The 21,472-nt window shown below is 47.8% G+C and carries 8 protein-coding genes and 1 pseudogene; 4 read left to right on the top strand and 5 right to left on the bottom strand.

Translation table 11 applies throughout. The annotated features are described in order from the left end of the window. Window positions 1-628: 628 nt before the first annotated feature. Window positions 629-1,150 carry a hypothetical protein gene (locus NDA06_RS09510; RefSeq protein ID WP_190984678.1) on the top strand — a complete coding sequence of 174 codons (522 nt, stop codon included), beginning with the start codon at window positions 629-631 and terminating at the stop codon, window positions 1,148-1,150. A gap of 404 nt (window positions 1,151-1,554) precedes the next feature. Beyond that, window positions 1,555-2,007 carry an FxLYD domain-containing protein gene (locus tag NDA06_RS09505; protein ID WP_190984677.1) on the top strand — a complete coding sequence of 151 codons (453 nt, stop codon included), beginning with the start codon at window positions 1,555-1,557 and terminating at the stop codon, window positions 2,005-2,007. 615 nt (window positions 2,008-2,622) lie between these two features. Here the strand turns inward: NDA06_RS09505 and NDA06_RS09500 are convergent. Then, a complete protein-coding gene (locus NDA06_RS09500) occupies window positions 2,623-2,856 on the bottom strand; it encodes a hypothetical protein (RefSeq protein WP_190984676.1) in 234 nt (77 codons plus the stop codon). Here NDA06_RS09500 and NDA06_RS09495 point away from each other — a divergent pair. Next, on the top strand, window positions 2,855-10,339 hold the full coding sequence (locus NDA06_RS09495) for an AAA family ATPase (RefSeq protein WP_190984675.1): 7,485 nt from the start codon (window positions 2,855-2,857) through the stop codon (window positions 10,337-10,339). The two genes, NDA06_RS09500 and NDA06_RS09495, sit on opposite strands and share 2 nt — an antisense overlap. On the opposite strand, the gene NDA06_RS09490 is transcribed toward NDA06_RS09495, so the two are convergent. The 4 genes and pseudogenes from NDA06_RS09490 to NDA06_RS09475 form a co-directional block, all read right to left on the bottom strand. Further along, a complete protein-coding gene (locus NDA06_RS09490; RefSeq protein ID WP_190410329.1) occupies window positions 10,340-10,630 on the bottom strand; it encodes a DUF4242 domain-containing protein in 291 nt (96 codons plus the stop codon). Between the two features lie 124 nt (window positions 10,631-10,754). Continuing rightward, window positions 10,755-17,174, bottom strand: coding sequence for an AAA family ATPase (locus tag NDA06_RS09485; RefSeq protein ID WP_190984674.1), 6,420 nt, complete (start codon window positions 17,172-17,174; stop codon window positions 10,755-10,757). Between the two features lie 431 nt (window positions 17,175-17,605). Further along, a pseudogene (locus tag NDA06_RS09480) lies at window positions 17,606-18,322 on the bottom strand (2-isopropylmalate synthase). A 157-nt stretch (window positions 18,323-18,479) separates the two neighbouring features. After that, window positions 18,480-19,730, bottom strand: coding sequence for a GNAT family N-acetyltransferase (locus tag NDA06_RS09475; protein ID WP_199323958.1), 1,251 nt, complete (start codon window positions 19,728-19,730; stop codon window positions 18,480-18,482). A 149-nt stretch (window positions 19,731-19,879) separates the two neighbouring features. Here NDA06_RS09475 and NDA06_RS09470 point away from each other — a divergent pair, with 149 nt between their 5' ends. After that, window positions 19,880-21,472, top strand: coding sequence for a BamA/TamA family outer membrane protein (locus NDA06_RS09470; protein ID WP_199323957.1), 1,593 nt, complete (start codon window positions 19,880-19,882; stop codon window positions 21,470-21,472).

The raw sequence follows: 21,472 nt of genomic DNA, 5'->3' as shown, positions 1-21,472 counted from the left end.
CAGAGTTAGAGGAGCTGATAGGTAGCATTCTGAAGAGAAACAGATATCAGAAAAACGGAGGGTATTCGCAGGAATTCAACCCAAGCTGTGTGTCCCTTCAGGATTTATTCGGTATCCTCTATGAATGTTTTTTGGTATATGAACAAGCTATCAAGGCAAGCGTTCCGATAGCGTTCTGGAAGCGTTCGATGTCCCCAAACCCTTACCCTAAGGTATGTATGCATGTAACCACCGTGAAATAGATGCGATCGCGTACAGCCCTTTGGGCATGAAAACAGCGTCAGCGTAGCGAAGGCTAACACTACTAGGTAGTTGTTCGTTCGTCGTTCCTGATAACTGATTGCGGCTCGTATACACTGCTTGAGACGGTTAATACAAGACCGGAAAAATAGACTTATGCTGTTGCTTGCTGCACAATCCTAGAAAAATTTATATAGAATTTGCGAGTTACCAAAAAGATTGTTATCGGGCATCTTCGCTTTAACACGAGCGCCAGTGATTTGAGTCACAAAAATGTAAGTTTCCGATCGCATTTAATTGAACGCTTCGCGAACGCTGCTTTGAATAACTTGGTATTTAGGTGAAGCAATTCACTAATTAACAACGCAAATACCAAGGAGCAACTTCTATGATGTCCAACATAAAACGTGTAAAAGTAGCGATCGCATTTTCTGCCACTCTATTATTCACTGCTGCCATTCCCACCGCAGCATTAGCTGGAGATAATAAAGTCTACGCTGGAAGTATGTGTCAGCCTGAGACTTCCGCTTCTAATCAGCAATTTAGTCGTGCAGCTGGACAGTTTTCAGTTCAAGGTACCACATCCATTAACCTACATTGTCCTGTTGTTCGGGACATTACATCAGGGACTGAAAATGGCAGCGCAGGACCTCTTGCTTTTGTGCATGTATTCAGCAGAAACGCTCAGTCTACAACCCTACAGTGCGAGCTGCGGGCTAACCAGCCGAACTCTCTAAGTTTTCAATTCCAGAAATTAACAATCGCACTTAGCGGTGGTGCTACAGGTACTCCGAAGAAGCATGTGTTCAACTTCACGGGACCTGTAGCTCAAACTGCTAACGGAGCTTATGAGGTTGTTTGCTCACTACCACCAGGTACGGGAGTTGCGAGTTACTCCATTGCTGAGTAACTGGGTACAATTTGCGAGTCGATTTCCAATGCTCTAATACCATTTTGTTTTCTGTTTGCAACATATAGACTTCTTGCCCCCCGATAAATTGGGGGGCTGGAAGGATCGTTAATGTAGCACCTCACTAGCACCTCACAACCCAAATGAGATAACTAGCAACCTGGGTTAGCAAGGCATTGGAATTTTCTCAACTGCCTTAGCCAAGAGATTACTTTTTATTCCCTCACTATGGCTAGGGTTTTAACACCGGGCGAGCCAATACTGGGTGTTTGAAAAAGCCCAACACTCAAGCTCTGAACTTAGAATTTAGCCTTGAATACTGCCTTGAATTAAATTCAGACTCATCCCTCAAATCTGTTAAGACAGATTGAAATTTTGTTATGTTTTCACCAACTGTTAACACTATGCAAAAAACCCTTACTTTAACAATTTCCTTCTGGATTGCTTCGATTTTCTTCGGCAATCATCAATCTTCTGGCAATTCATGGATTACCAATTTACAAGCTGTGAGGGCGTCAGCTTCTGAGATTGATATGCCCTTTTGCTATATGCAGACATCGGATGGCAGAACTTTAGACCTCACCCAACTATGCGGTGAGAAACCTCAAGTCATCATCGCAGACCAAACATCTGATGGGGATATTCTGACGGGTCGCATCATTAACGAAACCCAAAAAACAGTTCATTCGATTGAAGTCACCTATAACGTTGTTGGATTAGATGGCAAGGTGATTAAAAGTAGTTCTGTCAATGCAGAACCCTCCACGCTAAATCCAGGACAAAGCGGCTCTTTCAAAGTTCACACGATTATCGGTGATGGCAAATTGAGAGCAACATCTGTTAATTGGAAAGAGTAACAAGAATGGTGGTGTGCAAATGAAACCACGCAGTTATTTAAACTCAGCGATTGATTGGGTTGAAAACAACAATGCAGGCAAAACTCAGAAATCAGAAAATTTCTGATAGGTTTGCTCTAAAAGTAGTCAATAAGCAAGGGATAGTAAAACTAAATGGTCTGGACGCAGATATCAGCGATCGCTTTTTCGGGTATTCTCTGAATCCAAGACTTTACTTTTACTGATTCCGTTGTTGCTGTGGTGCAACTGTTACTAAGAGGGTAGTCCAGTTGCACTTTCTTCCCCAAGCCATCATAGAGTTGAGCGATCGCATAAGTACCAATATCAGAAGACTCTCCAGGAGGTAGGGTAAACCTACGGAATGGGGGGTCTTATCGTTATCTCCTAGTGGTTGTCTAAATGGGGATGACTGTTATTGTGCATTCTGTAGCTCAGAACTAGGAAAATCTGTCCGAGTCAGTCTTAGAGATCCCTTAAGCTTGTCGCAGATAGCGTCAGGAGGCTGGTCTTGTCAAGAGAGCCGAAATGATGACTAAATACTTACAGGAGAATGGTCAGTAGTTTGTCAGCTTTCAAGCATCGAATTTTTCAATTTTTTATGCCATCTTGGGGTAATTACAGATGAGCTAACCGATAGGTCGGCGCGAGGCTAACGCCTCGCTTCGCTGTTTTCATGCCCAAAGGGGTGTACGCGATCGCAACCGGATTCCATCTGCATATTGCCAAGCCTGGAGAAGCGGAAAAACTGGTTGAAGCGATTGCTACTCTAGTTAAATCTAGCAGATGAGTCTGAAGCACCATTGGCCTCTGACTATTCTGACGAAGCACGGCTATAGGATCTGTTGACATGACCTTGAAGTTACCCGGATTTACGATTGTCACTTTGCTCAAAGAAGGGATAAAAGCCGTCCTATACCGTGGAATCAGAGTTGAAGATCGGCGTCCGGTGATTATTAAAGGGCTACGTCCAGAGTGCTGTACGCCCAATAATATTGAGCAACTCAGACATGAGTATGCGATCGCCCAACGGTTGAACACCCCCGGAGCAGTTAAAGCCTACGCCTTAGAGGTGCATCAGGGCATTCCTTATCTGATTTTGGAGGATTTTGGCGGGCGATCGCTCGATCGGCTTCTAGAAGACTTTCGGGAGCCGATTCCGTTTTTAAAAATTGCCATTCAAATCAGCAATGCGATCGCCCAAATTCACAGCCATAGCATTGTCCATAAAAATATTAAGCCGCAGAACATTCTCATTAATCTGGAAACGCATCAGGTCAAAATCGCTGACTTCGGGATTGCTGCTTTTATCCCCTACGAACAGCAAATGGTCAGCAGTTCCAGCCAGATTGCAGGCAGTTTGGCTTATCTGTCGCCAGAGCAAACTGGGCGAATGAATCGCGGGATTGACCATCGCAGCGATTTATATTCCTTGGGAGTCACCTTCTATGAAATGCTGACCCGTCAGCTACCGTTTCAGGGCAAAGACCCTTTAGAGTGGGTGCATTGTCATATTGCCCAATCGCCGCCACCACTCACAAAGGTAAGACCGGAGATTGGGCGATCGCTATCTGACATCATCATGAAACTGCTCTCAAAGGTTGCAGAAGATCGCTACCAGAGTGCTTTGGGTTTGCAGTTCGATCTGGAACGATGCCTAAAACAGTTGGAGACAATTGGACAAATTCAATCTTTCCCTTTAGGCGAACAAGATATCTCAGAGCGGTTTCAAATTCCCCAAAAATTGTATGGGCGAGAGCGAGAAATTGCACAGCTTTTACAAGCATTTGAGCGAGTTGTTAGCCAAGGTACGCCAGAACTTATATTCGTCGCTGGATATGCTGGGATTGGTAAATCTTCTCTCGTGAACGAGATCCAAAAACCCATCGTAAGAGAACGTGGGATTTTTATCTCTGGTAAGTTCGATCAGTACAAACGAGATATTCCTTATTCCACCCTTGTTCAAGCTTTTCAGACGCTCGTTCGGCAAATTTTGACGGAACCTGAAGATAAACTTGCCACTTGGAGAAAGCGAATCCAAGCCGCATTCGGGAATAATGGCAGACTGATTACCGATGTGATTCCAGAAGTTGAACTCATCGTCGGCGAACAACCTCCTATACCAGACTTGGGACCCGCTGAATCCCAAAATCGATTCAATCTGGTGTTTCAAAACTTTATCAGTATCTTTGCTCAAAAAGAGCATCCACTGGCTGTCTTTTTGGATGATATGCAGTGGGCAGATAGCGCCACTTTGAATTTGATTCAAACCATCGTCACGAGATCAAGTCTCCAGCATCTTTGCTTTATTCTGGCTTTTCGAGATAACGAGGTCGATCTGCTCCATCCCTTCAGTTTGATGATGGAGCAGATTCGTCAAGGTGGGGCAAAAATAACCGAAATTGTTCTCACTCCTCTCAACCTTACTTATGTGAATCAGCTCATTGCTGAAACCCTACATTGTGAGCCGGGACGGTCAGAATCTCTTGCCAAATTAATCGTCCAGAAAACCGATGGTAATCCTTTTTTTGTCAACGAGTTTCTCAAAACGCTGTACCAAGAAAATCTGCTGACGTTCGATCGCAACCATCGCGTCTGGCAATGGGATCAAGCCCAGATTGAAGCCCAAGGCATTACGGATAATATTGTCAATCTGATGATTGGGCGGATGCAAAAACTGCCGCCCGAAACTCAACAGTTGCTCAAGTTAGCTTCCTGTATCGGGAATCGTTTTGATTTAGAAGTTTTAGCAATCGTCGGTGAAATATCTCCTCAGCAAACAGCCAACACACTTTTGGAAGCGGTTCTGAGAGGATTCATCATCCCAACAGAGGCAACTGAAAGCATTGAGAAAAGCTATCGCTTTTATCACGATCGCATTCAACAAGCTGCCTATGCCTTGATTGATGATGAACAAAAGCAAGCAGTTCACCTTACGATTGGGCGACTTTTACTTAAAAGTTTCAATTCTGCTCAACTGGAAGAACAGATTTTTGATTTAGTGAATCAACTTAATCTAGCTGTTGGTTTGATTACTGAGCGGACAGAAAAAGACGAATTAATTCGCCTAAATCTAATTGCTGCTAAGAAGGCAAAAGCCTCCACTGCGTACACACCTGCGAAAAGAATGCTTGCTGTCGCTGCAAATCTTTTAAATGAAGATTCTTGGCTTGACCATTATGAACAAACATTTACTATAGTTAAAGAACGAGCTGAATGCGAATTTTTAACGGGTAATTTAGAGGAGGCGGAAGCTCTATTTAAGCTTCTATTTATCAAAGCCAAATCTTATATAGACAAAGCGAATATTTATATACTTCAGCTCAGACTTTATCAAGTTGCAGGTAGGTATGAGGAGGCACTAGCACTCGGATTAGAAGCTTTAAAAATTTTTGGGGTGACTTTCCCGGATTCAGAGGAGCAAGTGCAGGTTGCGATCGCTATCGAAAAAAGCCAGGTATTGGCAAATTTAGGTGACAGACAAGTCTCCGATCTACTCAACGCCCCAACGCTCCAAGATCCAAATCTTAAGACACTCATCGGTCTGCTGACAACTGTAGGGCCGCCTGCTTATCTCGGCAGACCAAGTATTTTTCCTCTAGTTGTACTCAAAGCAGTCAATTATTCGCTGACGTATGGCAATACGGAAGACTCCTGTTTTGCTTATAGTATGTATGCGATGTTGTTGGTTTCTATATTCCGTGATATTCCGACAGGCTACGCATTTTCCGAGATGACGATTCAACTAAATGAGAAGTTGAATGACCCGAAACTCAGAGGAACAGTTCTACACATTCATGGCAGTCATATCAACGTTTGGCGGAACCATATTTCTACCGATATTCCATTTTTAGAGCGAGGCTTTATCGGTTGTGTGGAAGCAGGTGATGTGACGATGGCTAACTACAACGGCTATCAAGGCTCTTGGCAGATTATTCAGGTAGGAAGTCCACTTCCCGAAACGTATAATTTAATTCAAAAGTACGTTAACTTTGCCCAGCAATCTAAGCATGAGGCTGCCTATCAGACGATTAGATTGCAGCAGCAGTTTCTCCTGAATTTACGCGGACTCACCTACCACAACCTGACTCTAAGTGATGATAATTTCGATGAATCGCACGCTTTTTCCATCCTTACGGATGCAGGCTTCGTAAGTGGAATTATCTTTTATCACATCATCAAATTAATTGTGTTTTTCACCTACGAACAGTATGAGGAGGCGCTAAACTTTGCCTTACAAGTGTCCGTGTTTTCAGTTACAACCCTGGCATTACCAATCGAAACCGATTATGTTCTGTATCACTCGCTGACCTTGGCGGCTCTTTATCCAACTGCATCTTGTGAAGAGCAGGAAGGGTTTTTAGAAACCTTAGAAATGCATCAGCGTCAATTGCAGGATTGGGCGAGCCACTGCCCTGCTAACTTCTTACATAAGTCTCAATTAGTGGGGGCGGAGATAGCTCGAATTGAGGGTCGGGACATGGAAGCAATGCGCCTGTATGAGCAATCAATTCGCTGTGCCCGCGAGCAGAAATTTGTGCATTATGAAGCCTTGGCGTATGAGTTAGCAGCTAAGTTTTACTTAGATCGGGAGTTTGAAGCGATCGCTAAAACCTATCTGCAAGAAGCCAGGAATGCCTATCGGCGCTGGGAGGCGCTCGGCAAGGTCAAGCAGCTTGAGCAGCTCTATCCGACCTTATTGCCGCAACCGTTGCCGCAACAGCCCCCTGCCTCCAACGAAACGTTTTTAAGCACGGGGGAGCAACTTGACTTTCTATCGGTTGTTAAGGCGTCTCAAACTATTTCTAGCGAAATTGTCTTCTCTCGACTTTTGAAGACATTGATGCAGATTGCGCTTGAGCAAGCAGGAGCCGAACTGGGTTATTTGCTGCTTTTTCACGAGCAGAATCTAGTGATAGAAGTCGAAGCGAAAATAAATTCCCAAGCAGAAAAACTTAATGTTTTTCGACCTGAATTGGCGGGTGAAATTGCATTGCCTCAGTCAGTGCTGAATTATGTGCAGCGAACTCAATCAACTGTGATTTTGCCCGATGCCACAGAGCAGAATCTATTTTCGGAAGACGAGTATGTGATTCAAAAGCAACCGAAGTCTGTACTTTGCTTACCAATCGCCCGTCAGTCAAACTTGCTGGGAATTTTATATTTAGAAAACAACTTTATCCCAGGCGCTTTTACACACGACAAGCTTTCCGTGCTGGAAATTTTAGCAGCTCAAATTGCCATTTCCCTGGAGAATGCTCGTCTCTATCAAGGGTTAGCACAAAGTCAAGAACAACTTAACCTAGCGTTGAAATCCGCCCAAATCGGTGTTTGGAGTTGGGACATTCTCAACGATCGGTTTGACTGGGATGAGCAGGTTTATCAACTATTTGGAGTCACTCCTGGAACGTTTGTTGCCACCTCAGAAGCAGTGTTGGCTCGTCTGCACCCAGAGGATCGGGAATCGCTCGCGCAATCTTTGACCCGAGCGATTCACGAAGGCGTGGAACACGATCTGGAATATCGAATTATCCGGGATGACGGCAGCATTCGCTACGCTGCTTGCCGGGGAAGAGCCTTTTTCAACGAAGCGGGCACAGCGACTCGCATGAGTGGTGTTGTAATTGACATCACGGAGCGCAAACAAACTGAAGAATCTCTGCTGATTTCTAAGGCTGCTTTGGAGCAAATGCCCGATGCTGTTGTGTTAACCGATCTGGAGGGAAATATTCAACGTTGGCTGGGCAACGCGGAACAGATTTTCGGCTATACGGCGTCCGAAGCGATCGCTAAACCCCTGAATTTCTTACATCACCCTGACATTGCAGCAACGATGACCGCCCAAATGATCCAGTCTATTCAGGAAACCGGAGGATTTTGTGGTGAAGTTCCCTGTGTGAGAAAAGATCGGTCGAAAGTGTTGATTGAAACAACATCAAAGCTTGTTTACGACAAGGCTGGCAAGCCGCTCTTTTTTGTGGGCATCAACAAAGATATTAGCGATCGCAAACAGGCTGAAGCGGAACGTGCCCAACTGTACGCAGAGCAAACCGCCCGCCAGGAAGCAGAAGCTGACCGACAGCGAGCCGCGTTTTTGGCTCAAGTCAGTGCCACCCTCGCCTCTTCCCTCGATTACGAAAGCACGCTCTCCAGCGTGGCAAACCTAGTTGTGCCCTACTTCGCAGACTGGTGCGGCGTTGACCTCCTGCAAGACAACCAATCAATTAATCGGGTCGCCGTTGCCCACCGAGATCCGGAGAAAGTGAAACTCGCCTGGGAACTCCATCAGCGTTATCCTAGACCGTTGAATGCACCGGAAGGTGTACCAAAGGTGCTGCGTACTGGGCAAACAGAAATGGTGGCGGAAATTTCAGATGCAGTCCTGGCAGAAGCAGTCAAAGATCCAGAACATCTGCGAATTCTGCGGGACCTGGGTTTAAAGTCCTATATTATCTCACCGTTGATGGCACGGGGGCGGATTCTCGGTGCCATTTCGTTTGTCACGGCTGAATCTGCTCATCGTTTCAACACCGCCGATCTCTCGCTGGCGGAAGATATTGCTCATCGGGCAGCGATCGCTATTGATAATGCCCGCCTCTATCGGGAAGCGCAGCAGGCGCAACAGACGGCGGAGCGGGCAGCAGAGCGAATTGCCCGTCTCCAGTCCATTACCGCTGCCCTTTCAGAATCGCTCACACCCACCCAAGTGTCCGAAGTCATCGTCGAACAGGGCATGGCTGCCTTGGGTGCCAACTATGCTCTAGTGGCATTGCTCAATGAAAGCGGTACTGAACTGGAAATTGTGCGGGCGGTTGGCTATGAAGTGAATCAAATCGATGGTTGGCAACGTTTTTCCATCGACACAGCAGTCCCTCTAGCAGAGGCGGTACGGACTGGGCAACCTGTTTGGGGTGAAACGTCACAAAAACGAGCTGCTCGTTACCCTCACCTGGCTGAAGCCTATAGTCAATTTAACTTTGGGACGTGGGTTTCGATTCCGCTGATGGTAGAGGGTCGGGCAGTTGGAGGGTTGTCTCTGGGCTTTACTGAGCCACAAGAACTTAACGAGGATGACCAAGCTTTTATCTTGGCACTTGCCCAACAATGCGCCCAAGCGATCGCTCGTTCCCATCTCTACGAAGCAGAACGAACCGCGCGAAGTGCGGCGGAAGCGGCAAACCGGGTCAAAGATGAATTCTTAGCCGTTCTCTCTCACGAACTGAGAACGCCGCTTAATCCGATTCTGGGTTGGGCAAAGCTTCTGCGGAGCCGCAAGTTCGATCCGGCAACCAGCGATCGCGCCTTAGAAACTATTGAGCGCAACGCCAAGTTACAAACCCAATTAATTGAAGATTTGCTTGATGTCTCCCGCATCCTGCAAGGGAAGCTGAGCCTCAACGTCTACCCGGTTGACTTGGTATCGACGATTGAAGCCGCAATCGAGACGGTGCGTTTAGCAGCCGAAGCCAAATCTATCCAGATTCAGACTATCCTCGAACCGGGCGTAGGACAGGTTTCCGGTGATGCCAATCGATTGCAGCAAGTCGTTTGGAATCTCCTTGCCAATGCGGTTAAGTTTACTCCGGCTGGGGGACAGGTCGCGATCGCATTAGAGCAGGTCGAAGCGCAGGCTCAAATCCGCGTAACTGACACAGGCAAGGGGATTGCACCTGAGTTCTTACCCTATGTCTTTGATTATTTCCGTCAGGAAGATGGTACCACCACCCGAACCTTTGGGGGATTGGGTCTAGGGCTGGCAATCGTCCGCCATCTCGTAGAACTTCACGGCGGCACCGTAAGTGTATCAAGTCTGGGGGAAGGACAAGGTGCAACTTTCCTAATTAAGCTTCCCTGTTTGCAGAATGATAGAGAAAGGCAGTCGGATGAAAAAGACAACCTCTCAGTTCTGACTTTTGACTCCTTACCTTTGTCTGGCTTACAAATTCTCGTGGTGGATGATGATGCAGATATGCGAGAGTTTTTGTGCTTCCTGTTGGAGCAATATGGTGCAACTGTGACCTCCGTAGCCTCAGCCGTTGCAGCGCTGACAACACTAAGCCAATCCCAGCCAAATGTCATCATCAGCGATATTGGAATGCCAGAAATCAATGGCTATATGTTGATGCGACAGGTGAGGAGTCTGAAACCAGACCAAGGAGGAAACATTCCAGCGATCGCGCTGACTGCCTATGCTGCCGAGATGGATTACCAACAAGCGATCGCCGCAGGATTTCAACAGCACATTCCTAAGCCTGTGGAGCCAGAGGCATTGGTGAGGGCGATCGCATCATTACTGTTTCTTCAACCTGAAAGTGAGACTACAAAGGTTTTTTGATTAAGAGCAATTAGACAGGGTTGATACATTTGATCCAACAGATGGTTCTAAAATATCAACTGTCCAGATCCGGGCGAAGGGTAAGCCAGCTTTCCGAAAGGACTTCCGGACAGTCTCAGCATCAGGTGCCTCAAATTCGCAAATTACTTTAGCCCGATCGCGTGCCATCATTGAGCGAATCCAATGAACATTGTGTGCCCGGTGACAAGGTATTCCGATCTCAAGATCGTGGTTCCACTTCTGTTCGGTGATCGGTGGCTCAAATATCTTTTCTACAAGGACACGAACCATATTTTCCTCCTGATTGATTGAGCAATTTAGGTTTTTAAATACAGGACTTACGCACTGAAAACTTGAAGCCTAGATTCCCCTAACCCCCCGATAAATTGGGAGGAACTGGAAAAGTCTCCTTTTTTCAGGGGGACGCAAGGGGGATCTCTGCGTTAGTCCTCAGCTCCTGCGGTAAGCGATTGATGGCAGTTTGGGCACGAACGCTCAAGACGCGAGGGTCAATTTGGTGCTGTAAGCTTTGAAATAGCTCTGCTGCACGCTTATGTTCGCCTAAAGCTAACTTTCCCCGAATGAGTGCAGCCCCAGCTAGGGCAATTTCACTGGGATGATCCACAATTTGCGCGGCATGAAGTGCTTCTTGAGCGCGAGCGATCGCTAATTCAACGCGACCCCTTTCCAAATCCCTTGCCGCTGCAAAGCTCAGGATATAAGCTAGCATTCGGTTCGCATCGATCCGACGCAGGGTGGATAATGCTGGCTCAAGTGCTTCTTCAGCACCCATTTCTCCGATAACATAACGGGCGAGCGAACTCAGGGCAACGGCGAATGGGCCTTCGCTGCCTTCACCACTAATTTTTGTGGCAACTGCTGCCAGTTCCTCGGAGTAAGCGATCGCCGCTGTCGGATTGCCCGCTTCCAACTCGGTCATCGCCAGATAAGTCAAACAAGCAGACTCTCGCCAGCGATCTTGTTCCGCCTGCGCCATTCGCCATGCTTGTTCCAAAAGAGAACCCGCCGCCGGGAAATCTGCTGCATGACGGCGCACGCATCCCAGACCACAGGGAATATCGATAATTTCAAGTCCCACTCTCGCGGCAAGCGGCTGTGCTTCTAGCAACAGCGCCTCAGCACGGGGCATCTCGCGTTCGGTTTCGGCGAGGCACCAACCGCTGTGAGCTAGCATTCGGGCGGTGGTCGCCGGACTTGCCAATCGTCCTCGTTCCACTGCTTGGAGGGAGTGTTCCCGAACACCCATGAGATTACCTCGCTCGTAGTTCAGCACGATCAAAGCTTCTAGCGCGATCGCTTCTTCATCCTTCAAACCAAGGGCGCTGGCTTCGGCAATCAGTTGATGCAGGTTATTTTCGAGTTGGGGAATTTGATTTCTGGTAACTCCTGCCAGAACGTAGACTTTTAGCAGCCCGATGTGAAGTCGAACCCGTAAAGTCTTTTCAAGGTTCCGGCAATGCTGAATTCCCCGTTGAGCCAGTTCCGATGCTTCTGAGTAGGCGAACTGGCGCAAGCAACGTTCGGCAGCTGCCTGGAAAGCTGAGGCGGCTAAGGAATCATGACCGCCCAATGATGCATGATGCGCGACATCGCTGGCTAGGGCGTTGTCAGGAACCGAGAGACGATTCAAAGCCTGGGCAATCTGCAAATGCACTAATTTACGGCGGGGTTCTGACAACTGGTGATAAGCGACTTTCCGCACAACATCATGAGCAAAGTCATAGCCAGTTTCGTTATTTAATAAAGCTCCTGGACGGATAATCCCCTGCCGCTCCAGTTCTTCCACGGCTAAAAGTAATTTAGAGAGCGGATAGTCGGCAACCCGTGCCACGATTGTCGGATTGAAACTTCGTCCCAATGCAGCTGCCCAAGGTAAAAGTTCTCGCGCCGGTTCGTCGAGTTGCCGCAATCGGTCTTGAATCAAGGCTTCCAGATTGTCGGAGTAAGCCGTGTCATGCTGGGCTAGGGCACGAGCCACTTCTAGAGCGAATAGGGGATTCCCGCCACTATCTACAAAGACGCGGTTTCCATCCACATCGGTATTAATCGAGCGAGTCAGCTGAACCACTTGCGCTTGATTTAATAGTGGCAGTGAGATGGTTTGCACCCGCTCCTCCCGCCGCAGCGCTTGCACCAGCTTACACACAGGCACATTATCTGATAACTCGCGTTGACGAGCAGAGAGGGCAAACCGAACGGAGGAATGACCCAGCAGGCGGATTGCATAATGCAGGAGTGCCGTAGATGCCTCGTCCAGCCACTGAATATCATCTAGGATAATGACGATTCGTTTGCCATTGCTCGAAAGTTGGGACAGCAGGTTGACTACCGCATCAAATAGCTGAGAGCGATCGCCCGGATCTCTTCTTCCCTCCATTTCTGGAAATAGGGAACTCAGTTCTGCTGGCAATTGCGATCCTGAATCACGAGCGATCACCCGCAGTGCATCAATCCAAATTCCATAAGGTCGCAGCATTTCCGCCTCAAATCCGCGTCCCCAGAGTACGCGACCGTTGCTCGTGACAACGGCAGCAAGTTCTTCCAGCAGGCGCGTCTTCCCAATTCCCGATTCGCCAACCAGTAAAAGGATTTCTGAAACGACCATCCGGGTATCGGATGCCATCCAATTACAGATTGTCGCCCATTCCCGCTCTCGCCCGATTAGGGGAGCCAAGAATCGGGGCTGATTCTCTCCCCGGCTCCCAGTTTCCACTGCCCCCAGCGCCTTCAATGCAGCCTTTTGGGCGTCTGTTAATCCGGTGACTCCGGTGATGTTCATTCCCTCATAAGGTCGATCCGCCCTTAAGGTTTTTACACACTCACCCGTCTGCACATCCCAAAGCTTAATCGTTTCATCCTGGCTGCCACTCGCGACCCTGCGGCTATCAAGGCTGAAGATTACTGACCAGACTAAATTGGTGTGTCCCTGCAAGGTATGAAGACAAGAACCGTTTTGGACATCCCAAAGCTTTACCGTTTGGTCGCTACTGGCACTGGCAAGGATTTGACCATCTGGACTAAAAGCAACTGACCAAACTCGGCTGGTGTGTCCGGTCAATGTACGTCGGCACTCTCCTGTCCGCACGTCCCATAACTTAATACTGTGGTCGCCACTTCCACTCGCTAAGGTTTGACCATCTGGGCTAAAGACAACTGACCAAACCCAATTGGTATGTCCCTGGAATGTCTGAGCGCATTGTCCCGTCTGGACATCCCAAAGTTTCACTGTTTGGTCGTAACTGCCACTCGCCAGAGTCTGACCATCCGGACTGAAAGCGATCGCGCAAACCCAACTGGCGTGTCCCTGCAAGGTACGTTGGCATTGTCCCGTCTGCACGTCCCAAAGCTTCACCGTCTGGTCATCGCTGCCACTGGCAAGGGTTCGACCATCGGGGCTGAAGGCAACTGACCAAATCCCGCAAGTATGCTCTTGCAAGGTTTGGCGACAACGTCCGGTGTCAAGATCCCAAAGCTTCACCATTTGGTCGCCGCTCCCACTAGCGAGAGTCTGACCATCTGGGCTAAAAGCAACAGCCGAAACTGAGCTAGTGTGACCTTGCAAGGTTTGAACGCATTTCCCGGTGCCCAGATCCCACAATTTAACGGTGCGATCGTCGTTCCCACTTGCCAAAATGCGACCATCCGGACTTAATGCCAGCGATCGCACTCGGTTCGCATAACCCTGTAGCGTTCTGCGACATTTACCTGTAGGGGCGTGCCACAACTTAACGGTATGATCGCCGCTACCGCTTGCGAGGATTTCTCCATTCGGGCTGAACGCCACCGACCGCACCCAATTTTGGTGCCCCCATAATGTTTGGTAGCATTCCCCAGTCCGAACTCGCCACAGCTTCACACTGCGGTCTTCGCTGCCACTGGCTACCGTTTGACCATCCGGACTGAAAGAAAGCGATCGCACCCAGTTTCCATGCCCTTTGAGAGTTCGGCTGCATTCACCCGTCTTAAAATTCCAAAGTTTAATGGTGCGATCGCTACTACTGCTGGCTAAGGTTTGACCATCCGGGCTAAAGGCGACCGACCAAACTCGCTCGGCGTGTCCTTGCAGGGTTTGGTAGCATTGACTGGTTTTGAGATCCCACAGTTTAATCGTCCGATCGTCGCTGCCAGTCGCTAAGGTTTTTCCGTCAGGACTGAACGCTACCGATCGCACCCAATTTTCGTGACCCTGAAGCGTTTTACAGCACTGTCCTGACTTGACATCCCACAACTTGACCGTTCGATCCTCACTCCCACTGGCTAAGGTTTGACCATCCGGGCTAAAGGCGACCGACCAGACCTGATGGGCGTGTTCTTGCAAAGTCTGGAGGCATTGCCCTGTCTTGAGATCCCACAGTTTAATCGTTTTATCATCGCTACCACTCGCCAGGATATTCCCTTGAGGACTAAAAGCGACCGACCAAACCCAATTGGTATGTCCTTGGCAGGTCAGTAAATTTTTCCCATCTGCTACTCTCCACACCCGCACCTCGCGGTTAGTATCCCCAGTCGCTAGAAGTTGTCCGTCGGGGCTAAAAGCAACGGCGAGGGCGAAGCTCAAGGGTTCTGTAAACACAGCTTTGGACAGGTCGGCATCAGCAAGATTGACCTGATGTAAATTCACTTCTCGTAAATCAGCCTGCCAGAGGGTGAGATGGGAGAAGTCATAACTTGTTAAGTCTTTTTGCAATTGAACGAGCAGATTGAGGATATTGCCACCTGCATATCCGGGTTGTCTCGACCATTCATTTCGTAGTTTTGAAAGCAGTTGAGTCAAATGACGCTCAACGTTGTATTGCCCGTGCAGTCGGGTCATTAAAGTGTTTAAAACGGTTTTAACAATTTGTTGAATCTGAATCTCTCGGATATAGTCTTTGCCCTGAGGCTTGAGCAAGGCGTGGCTGTGCAGGATGGAAATCAGGGGTCTCTGGTTTTCTGCTAACAATTCCCCATTTCCGACTTCTAAATGTTGAATTTCTTCACAGACTTGGGCAATCAATCGCTCAGTGATGTACTCCATCACCACAGGTTGCTGGGTATAGCTGCCTGACTGCTTTTCGAGCAGCGATCGCCAACTGAGAGAACCCAATGCTTCCAGTAGGTCTGCACGAGAAACGGTGGGAACGATATCCTCTGCCAATTCCGAGAAGGTTGTCCATTCTCGATTAATGGCAAGCCAAAACATAATTGTTTTTTCTAGGGGCGAGCATCGCTGACACTGCTGGTCTAGCAGTCTGTGAATCCCATTAAAAATTGTGGTATTTTGAGCGAGAAAATCTTGAATCTTGCCATCGAAAACATCTTGAATGGAAGTGGCAACAATCTTCAATGCCAAAGGATTACAGCCGTAGAACTGACACAAATGCTGTTGTTGTGCTTCAGTTCCAATCAATCCTTTTGCTTGAATTAATGCTTGAGCTGCCTCTGGTGAGCCGCTCAGTTGCAAGGTTCGCACAGGTAACGGTGAATTCCCATCAACTACGCCTTCTAAGATGCCGACTTCAGCAGGCTTCTCCCGACTGGTCAGCACCAGGCAACTTTGATGAGCGGTTTCTGCGATCGCTCGCAGCAGTTCCCCGTAGCCTTCATATCCCGGACGATACTGCCCCGGACAACTGACCTGAAAAAGGGTTTCTGCATTGTCTAGAACGATTAGGCAGCGAGAATTTCGCAGCCAATATATTAGTCGTTCAAGCTCACCGCCCGTCTCTTGTTGTTCCGATAGAAAAGAGATCGAGTCGTGCAAAAGAGTTTGGAGGGTGGGAGCATTTCGTAGCGATCTCCAAATTACAAAATCAAATTCTCCCTGGATTTCCTGCGCTAGTTTGGCGGACAAGGCAGTTTTTCCAATTCCACCTATGCCTAATAAGACAACTAGCCGACAGCGATACTGTAAAATGCACTGCTTGAGCGTGTTTAGCTCTTCTGTCCGTCCGTAAAATAGGCTTACATCGATGATTTCGCCCCAATCGCAACGAGGTTGCCTGTCGTTTTGAGGGGGTGTATTTAATTCAGAATTTGTATTGAGTAATTCAAAGCTTTTTTCTCGACTGCTTATCCCTTCAGAATCTTCATTCAGCAGGCGATCGTAGAGGTCGCGGGTAATCGGGCTAGGATCGATTCCTAACTCTTCCCGTAAAAGCGTCATGCAGCGGTGGTAGATTCGCAAGGCACTCGCGCGATCGCCATTAAGCGCGTGCAGTTGCATCAAGTCACCATAAGTTGCTTCGTTGAGCGAGTCCGCTTCTAACAACTGCTGGGCATAGCGCATCGCCGTCCGGATATCCCGTTGCTCCTTTAACAGGCGAACCAACCATTCCAATTCTTGGATAAAAATTTGTCGCAGTCGTTCCTGTTCCGGAAAAATCCATTCGTCGTAACAGTTGGGCAGTAAATCCCCCTGATAGAGGGCTACCGCCTCTTCTAACAGGGTTCGGACGGTTTTCCGGTCAGCCGCTCGTTCTGCCTCCTCCGCTTGAGCCACTGTCCGCTCAAACTCTGCAACATCTAACGTAAAAGGTGCGTCTGAGCGCCACTGTAGCGTTTTCGTATCTACTTCAATGAATCGATCCGCGTCCGGCAAAACCCGCCGTAAGTGGTGCAGTTCTCTTCTTAGGTTCGTTCGGGCTTGCTCGTCTGTTGAGTCAGCCCAAAACAGGGAAGCCAGCCGCTGACGAGGCTGAGGCGTGCCTCTGTGCAGCACCAGATATGCCAGCAACGATTGCGATCGCTCCCCGCTCACGTCTGTCACCGGCTTTTCGTCATAAGTTAGGCGAAAGCCACCTAGCAATACGATCTCTAAAGTAGGCAGCATCATATTTTTACTCTGCCCGTCCATTTGGTACTCAGTCTATAACGTTTCGCAGTTTACTGACAGCCGCTTGCGATCGCGGTTAATACTCATCAACTTATAACTGCTATTTGTCAGTGTTGTTAGAAATAAATTATTAAATTCCGAGAAAAAGCCGTTTGGGGCATTCTTGCCTTAAACCTCAACTTTCCAGTAAGTAAAAGTTGCTATTTTTATAAAAATAGTTCCCCGCCCCCTTCATTCATTGTTGTTGCAATATCATCTTCTGATAGTTTTTTGTTTATACGTAATACAATACTTAAAAAAATAACTTATATTTTAACTAGGTTTATTTTTCCTGCATTAAAGTAGTTAGCTTACGCTGATTATCCATAGAATGTTTATCGGTAAATATTTTTAGATATTGAAATTAAAATAATTAACGAATAACTTTATTTTCACTTTACAGATTCGGAGATTTTAGTAACTAACTCCGAGGCTCGACCTATTAAAGATTTCTCAATATCAACGTTATAATTTGGATGATTAATAATTGCATTTACGACTTCTCCCAAATCAGCATTCCCTTTCCTTGTTCCCAGTCCATTAATCGAGCATTCAATTTGCCTGACACCCCAACTGAGAGCTGCGATTGAGTTCTCTACTGCTAATCCCATATCATCATGACAGTGGACAGAAATCGTAGCCCGATCGATATTTGACACCCGATTAAAGAGCATATTCAGCAACCCTGAGAATTCTATTGGCGACGATAAACCAAGGCTGTCAGGGATACTGATTGTTCTGGCACCGTTTTTGATGGCTGTTTCAATTGCTTTGCAAAGAAAATCCGGTTGGCTTCGAGGAGCATCAAAAGCACTCCACTCCACATCCGCGCAGTAGTTTCTGGCAAGTCCAATAGAATCGTGTATCGCTTCTAACGTTTGTTCTTCAGCCTAGGTTGATTGATGTTTCAAATTAACTTGGGTGTAAATATGAATTCTGCCTCGTGCTGCTGGTTTAATTGCTAAAGCAACGTCCATCACTTCATTCGGTTTAGAATTTGCTAATCCACAAAGGGTTGATTGTTTGATTTGTTTGGAAACAAGAAAAATTTCATCAAAATCTTTCTGGATAGCTCCTGGATATCCCACTTCAATGGCATCAACCCGCATCTCCTCTAGAAGCTTGGCAAGCTGGACTTTTTGATGAATATCCATTTTGATTACCGGGCGCAAGTTCTCCATCCCGCATTGTAGTGTCGAAGATGATAATTTTTGGTAAAGATGGTTGTGCCATAGCCGGTTTTTTTCTGCATTTTTAGGTAAGCAGTTAGTAATTTTGACCAATCATTTGCTGCCAATCACTTTTCAAGATGCCGTATTGTTCGATATCTTCAAAGGTTTCTCCTTTCCGTAAATGTTGACGACGACATCCCTCATACTGCATCCCAAGTTTTTGCATGACTCGTCCCGAACCTGGATTGCGCGAAAAGTGCGCCCCATGAATGCGGTGCAATTTAAGTACCTCGAAGCCATATTGCAGTAGAGCTTTTGCTGCTTCAGTACAGTAGCCTTGTCCCCAGTAGGGCTTGCCAATCCAGTAACCGATCTCCGCATTGTTCTGTTTGGCATCAATCATCAGATTAACCGTCCCACAGAGTTCTCCAGTTTCCCGGAGTGCGATCGCTTGCGTGATGGCTTTCTTTTCCTTAAATGCTGCCGAATGAGCCTTAATCCACGCTTGAGCCATCCCATCTTCGTAAGGATGAGGAATTAGTGTTGTATCAGCAATTTCGCGGGCGCTGGCGAAGCGTTGCACATCAGGAGCATCTGGCAAGGTGAAAGGACGGAGGGTTAACCGTTGTGTTTGAATGGTGGGTGGTTGTATCTCTGGCTCCGACTCAGCAGAACGAGATCCACCAAACACGGCAAAGCTGTAATGCTTATACCAGCAGTCTACGTTCTGAAAACCGGCTGCTTCCAACCATTGGATTTGAGCGTCGAGAGGTGCTAGACGATCGTAGGTCATCCGATGTTGAGCGGCTCGGAGATGCTCCTCGGAGATCCCGCGATCGCGCACGGTATTCAGCCATTGTTGTTGATAAAATTGCTCCAGTTGGGGTGTTCTGCCTAAAACTTGATCGGCGTTGACAAACATCCCTCCAGGTTTGAGCGCATCGTAAATTCGTTGATAAAGATGCTGCTTCTCTGAATCAGACAGATGATGAATCGATAAGCCGGAGATAATCAGGTCATAGGAATCGCTCAAATCTGTCTTAACGTAGTCTCCAATCCATATTTTGGGAGATTTGCCCATCTGCTGGAATCGAGCCTTTGCTTGCTCTAACATCTCAGTCGCGAGATCCAGCAGTGTAAATTCAGCATTCGGAAACACTGCCTGAACCATGCCTGAGTAAAGTCCGGTCCCTGCACCTAAATCGAGAACGTTTAGGGCTGCTGTGCGGTCAAATGGGATAACCTGAATGGCTGTTTGGTAAAAGTCATCAAAACAGGGAATCAGGGTGCGTCGGAGCTTGTCGTACTCAGTTGCTGCTGTGTTAAATGCCTGTTGAATACTCATATCCTTGACGTTTACTTGGTTGTTACTGATACCATTTCACTTGATATCTGCAATAGATCCGTCTGTTGCCCGCCTCAAAAGCCAGTCCTAGCCAAGGATACAAGCCAATGAGCCAAGCACAATGGTAGCCAGCCGATTAAGCTAATTTTATGGGTCTTAAAACATTTGCAATTTTGATTGTGGCAACGCTGGGAATCTGGGAAACAAAAGGAGCGATCGCATCCTCCCCACCCCCTGCCCAGACGACTTCGGGCGATATGGCGACATCGGCACCCATTGAGGATGCTGCGACTCCAGCCGTAACCCAGGTGACGCCAGGATTGGCTCAGACAGCAAATCCCATTCCTGTTGTTGAATATGATGCCAAATACGGTGATTATCTGCCACAAACGATACCGCCAGTGTCCAGTGGGGAGGGCGTCCAGACTGCTGAGGTTGCCTCCAGAATTGTCAAAGATGTGCAGATCCGCTTTGTTAATAACAAAGGGGAGTCAGTCGATAACCAGAATCGACCGATACCCAGTCGCACCAAAAAAGATTTTATTATTGGCGAACTGAAACTCAAGCCGGGTGAGGTATTTCGTGAGGATTTGCTTCAGGAAGACTTGCAGCGATTGAGGCGATTAGAGTCTTTTGAGGATGTCAATGTTGTTGTGGAGGAAGCCACCGACGGGGTTAACATCATCTATGACATCCAGGAGAATCGCTTTCCTTCTATCACATTAGGGGGTGGCAATAGCGGCGACATCGGGCTTTACGGTTCGGTAAGCTATCGAGACGCCAATATCAACGGTGTCAACGATCGCTTAGCTGCCAAACTTCAGGTGAGTGGTAAGGATGTCCAGTTTAATACCCAGTTTACCAGCCCTTATCGGGCTGGGGAGCCAAACCGCTTGGGATATAGCGTTAGAGCGTTTCGCAATCGGGATTATTCCCGCACCTTCACCGATGAAATCGAGTTGCCCAATGGCGATAGTACACGGGAAGGACGATTTGGCGGCGGTGTGGCGGTGTTGCGTTCTTTCAATGGCTGGGATGGATCGTTGGGTTTGAACTACACCCGGATTAGTACCCGCGATGCTGATTTCAATATTGCACGGGTGGATGAATTGGGAACTCCCTTATCTGTCAGCAAAACTGGCATTGATGACTTGGTAACGGTGTCGTTCGGCGTGGCGAGAGATCGGCGCGATCGCCGTTCCAATCCGACTCAGGGTTCGCTGCTAACCCTGACCACGGAACAGTCGATTCCGATTGGGTTGGGCAGTATTTTGAGTAACCGAGTGCGAGCGAATTATATTCAATATGTCCCAGTCAGCTGGATTGGCAAGGGTAGGGAAACCGAAAATCCAGAAATGGTGGCTTTAAATTTGCAGACTGGGACGATACTTGGCGAATTTCCTCCGACTGAGGCGTTTAATCTTGGCGGATTCAATTCTGTGCGCGGCTATGGTTCTGGTAAAGTTGCTAGCGGTCGCAGTTATGCCTTGGCTTCAATCGAATATCGCTTCCCAATTTTGCAGTGGCTGGGAGGGGTTGTCTTTGCTGACTACGGCTCAGATTTGGGGTCTGGTGACACGGTGCTTGGGCAACCGGGTTTGCTGCGCGGTAAACCGGGGAGTGGTTTTGGTTACGGATTAGGATTGCGCGTCAGGTCGCCCTTTGGGTTGATTCGCGGCGATTTAGGCATTAGCGACCAGGGAGAAGTCCGACTTGAAGTAACCACGGGTCAGCGCTTTTGA

This window comes from Trichocoleus sp. ST-U1, from assembly GCF_039961835.1.
Taxonomy (GTDB): domain Bacteria; phylum Cyanobacteriota; class Cyanobacteriia; order Cyanobacteriales; family FACHB-T130; genus FACHB-T130.
The sequence above is the reverse complement of the archived record's forward strand: the minus strand, read 5'-3'. Positions and strand labels throughout refer to the sequence as shown.

Coding starts and splice junctions, on each gene's coding strand:
- NDA06_RS09510 (WP_190984678.1), top strand. CDS start 629: ATGATGTCCAACATAAAACGTGTAAAAGTAGCGATCGCATTTTCTGCC.
- NDA06_RS09505 (WP_190984677.1), top strand. CDS start 1,555: ATGCAAAAAACCCTTACTTTAACAATTTCCTTCTGGATTGCTTCGATT.
- NDA06_RS09495 (WP_190984675.1), top strand. CDS start 2,855: ATGACCTTGAAGTTACCCGGATTTACGATTGTCACTTTGCTCAAAGAA.
- NDA06_RS09500 (WP_190984676.1), bottom strand. CDS start 2,856: ATGTCAACAGATCCTATAGCCGTGCTTCGTCAGAATAGTCAGAGGCCA.
- NDA06_RS09490 (WP_190410329.1), bottom strand. CDS start 10,630: ATGGTTCGTGTCCTTGTAGAAAAGATATTTGAGCCACCGATCACCGAA.
- NDA06_RS09485 (WP_190984674.1), bottom strand. CDS start 17,174: ATGATGCTGCCTACTTTAGAGATCGTATTGCTAGGTGGCTTTCGCCTA.
- NDA06_RS09475 (WP_199323958.1), bottom strand. CDS start 19,730: ATGAGTATTCAACAGGCATTTAACACAGCAGCAACTGAGTACGACAAG.
- NDA06_RS09470 (WP_199323957.1), top strand. CDS start 19,880: ATGGGTCTTAAAACATTTGCAATTTTGATTGTGGCAACGCTGGGAATC.